Origin of the sequence: Paenibacillus sp. MER TA 81-3 (assembly GCF_023713585.1) — a bacterium.
Lineage (GTDB): Bacteria > Bacillota > Bacilli > Paenibacillales > Paenibacillaceae > Paenibacillus_B > Paenibacillus_B profundus.
Map to the genome: position 1 here is coordinate 236,707 of NZ_JAMAWB010000003.1, position 3,601 is coordinate 240,307.

The 3,601-nt window shown below is 51.9% G+C and carries 1 protein-coding gene (cut by a window edge); it reads right to left on the reverse strand.

Features of this window, described 5'->3' with window-relative positions:
• A protein-coding gene (locus M3650_RS05420) for a non-ribosomal peptide synthetase (RefSeq protein ID WP_251573039.1) crosses the window boundary here: on the reverse strand, nt 1-3,598 show its 5' portion. The gene continues 8,900 nt to the left of window position 1, outside the view; only the first 3,598 of its 12,498 coding nucleotides appear in the window; the start codon lies at nt 3,596-3,598; the stop codon falls past the left edge of the window.
• Nucleotides 3,599-3,601 lie beyond the last annotated feature (3 nt).

Below are 3,601 nucleotides of genomic sequence, written 5' to 3' on the forward strand. Positions count from 1 at the left end.
CAACGACCAGATGATGAATCGCAATGAGCAATCGGGCACGTTCGTGGCGCCCAAGATCGAACAAGACTGCTCTCATAAGCGACCCGTTCAAGCTCAGACTTTGGTGATATTCCTCCGCTTTGTATTCAAGTACTGCCCGCTGCTCGTCTTGCGGCACATGCGACAAATCTACGCGTTCGAACGGTATTTTCTCGAGTTGATCACCATTGTGCTGTGTCCATGTCGAATTCTTCAGTGTATAGTTCATGCGCAAGGCGTCATGATGCTCGATCAGCCGCGCTATCGCTTGTTCCATTGCATCTGCATGCACCGGCTGTTCGATCGTCAGGAACATCGCTTGATTCCAGTGATGGCGGTTCGTAATCTCCTGTTCCAAAAACCAATGTTGAATCGGCGTCAGCGGAACCGGACCCGTAACCACACCTTGCTCGTTTACGGAGACCACCGCTGATTTCACAACGCCAGACAGTTCTGAGATGGTACGATGCTCGAAGATGTGTCGTGGTGACAGCGAAAGTCCTGCTTGAGCTGCTCTGGACACCACTTGAATGGACAGAATGGAATCGCCGCCAAGTTCAAAAAAGTTATCATAAATACCGACATGATCAACCCCAAGGACTTCCGACCATACACGGCAGAGGCTCTCCTCAATGACATTACGCGGCCTCACATACTCCTGTTCTCTTCCTAGTTGAGAGAAGTCTGGCGTCGGCAGTGCTTTGCGGTCCACCTTGCCGCTCGGAGTGAGCGGAAGTTCAGGCAATGTAAGAATGACGGCCGGCACCATATAAGCAGGCAGACGTTCCACGAGATAGTGGCGCAGCTCACCATCGGAAATGGTCTCCTCTTCCCGCGACACCACATACGCGACCAGTCGATTGTCTCCACGCTTGTCTGCACGAGCAATCGTTACCGCATTGCGTACCTTCGGATGTCGCAGCAGTGCAATTTCAATCTCCTCCAGCTCAATGCGGAACCCACGGATTTTTACTTGAAAATCAACCCGTCCCAAATATTCAAGCTGTCCATCATGCAAATAACGGCCGATATCCCCGGTTCGATACAGTCGCTCTCCTTCTTGGAATGGGCTCGCAACGAACCGCTCCGCGGTCAATTCCAGCCGATGAAGGTATCCTTGAGCCAATCCTGCCCCACCAATGTACATCTCGCCGGGCACGCCAATCGGCGTCAGTTCCTTGTTCTCGTCCAGAATGTAAATATACGTATTGGCGATTGGACGGCCGATCGGAATCTCTTCGTAGATAGGTTCGTCGTCCGGGCCTGCATCTGGCGCACGGAACACGGTGCAGCTCACCGTTGCTTCGGTTGGTCCATACGTGTTGTACCATGCCACTTGATGGCCCGTCATTCGCCGCCACTGCGCGAACCGCTCCGGTGACGGACGTTCACCGCCGACAATGACGGCACGTACAGTTGCCGGCATCGAGATCGTTCCGTCCACCATCTCGTTGACCCATTCATGCCAATATGCTGTCGGCAAGTTAAGCACAGTTATATGATGCTGCTCCGCCAGATGGCAGCATTCGGCCGGGCTCATCAGTCTGTCCGGCATCATAACAAGAGCCGCTCCACGAATCCATGTCGGGAAAAACTCTTCGACAGCCGCATCGAAGCTAATCGTTGCGAATTGCAGCACGCGATCAGCCGCTGTCAACTCAAAATGCGCTGCTGCACTAAGATTATGATTCCGCATCGCTCGATGCGGAATGACTACGCCTTTCGGCGCTCCCGTTGAACCGGATGTATAAATGACATAAGCCGAGAGTTCCCCTGTCGCTTCGACTTCCAATTCATCGGCGGGTTGAGCGAAAATGGCTTCGCGATCCGCATCGAGACAGATGACTGCGGCATCATGAGCTGGCAATTGCGAAGCGAGATCCGCCTTGGTTAACAGGAATGACATCTGCGCGTCGTGGATCATATAAGCAATGCGTTCCTGCGGATATGCTGGATCTATCGGCACATAAGCGGCTCCCGCCTTCAATACGCCCAGAAGCGCTAACGCCAAATCTATCGAGCGGTCGCAGAACAGACCAACCAGCTTGCCAGGACCTGCCCCCAATTGGCGCAAATAAGCTGCTACTTGGTTGGCTTGGCAATCTAATTCCCTGTAAGTCATCGACACAGAGCCGCTTATGAGAGCAACTGCATCAGGAGTACGCACCGCTTGTGCCTGCACAAGCTGGTGAACGCAGCCGACTGCGTCATAATTGACGACTTCGCCCGCAGAAATGGCAAGCACATGCTCACGTTCCTCAGGCGTAAGTGTAGGAATGGATGCCAACGTCTGCGTGGGTGAAGCGGCGATCGCTTCAAGCACGGTATGTAAATTAGTTATAATCTGCTGAATCATGTCCTTGTCGAATTTACTGCGATCATATGAAATGGATAATTCCAAAAAATCCCCAGGAACTACACTTATCGTGATCGGATAATTCGTCTGCTCTTCGGAGTGAATGCTCGTAATCATGTCCAAAAGTCCGCGTTCTTCTTCTTTCGTCTGCTGGATTGGATAGTTCTCAAATACGACAATGCTTTCGAAGAGCGAGTGACCACGTGCAATTTCACTCCACGCTTGCACGTCGGACAGCGGACAATATTCGTAATCCCGGATGCTCGCCTGCAGCTCTTGCAGTTGTTTTAAATAAGTAATGACGTCCATCTGCGGAGCTGCGTTAACTCGGACAGGAAGCGTGTTAATGAACAAGCCGACCATAGATTCAACGCCAGGAAGATTAGCGGGACGACCTGAGACGGTAGCTCCGAAAATAACGTCCTGTTCTCTTGTATATCGGGACAGCAGCAGCCCCCATGCTCCCTGTACGAACGTATTGAGCGTCAATTGGTGCTGACGCGCCAAATTGCGCAGTTCATTCGTCACTTGAACAGACAGCGCAGTGCCTACTTCTTCGTAACCACTGTCCCCCTTATTGCGGCTTGGAGGCAGGGAAGTCGGCGCGCCGACCCCCTGCAACAGATTCCGCCAGAATTGCTCAGCTTGCTGCACATCTTGCTTCTGATTCCATGCAATATAATCGCGATAAGGACGGACGCCGGGAAGACGCAAGTTTTTCCCTTTTATGAACGCTCCATAGAACGCGAACACTTCCCCCATTACGATGGAGATGCTCCATCCGTCCAATAGAATGTGGTGGAATAACCAGACGAACTGATAGCTATTATCTTGTAGTTGGATGAGTGCCAGACGCAGCAGCGGCGCTTCGGACAAATGAAATCCTTTGCTGCGATTTTCGCGAAAATAGGCATTGAACTGTTCCTGCTGCTGGTCTTCTGTCAGGTCCCGCCAATCGTATTGTTCTACCGATACCGGAAGCTGATCATAGACGACTTGCACAGGCTTCTCGATATCCTCCCATACAAAGCCTGTCCGCAAAATGTCATGACGCTCAATGACTTTGTTCCACGCCTTCTCGAACAGGGCGAAGTCCATTGCACCTTGAAACATGCAGCTATAGGACACAACATAGACCCCAGAGTCAGGGGAATAAAGCGTATGAAAGAGCATCCCCCGCTGGGTAGGGGAAAGCGCGTATATATCTTTAATGTTCGCAGTCATCGT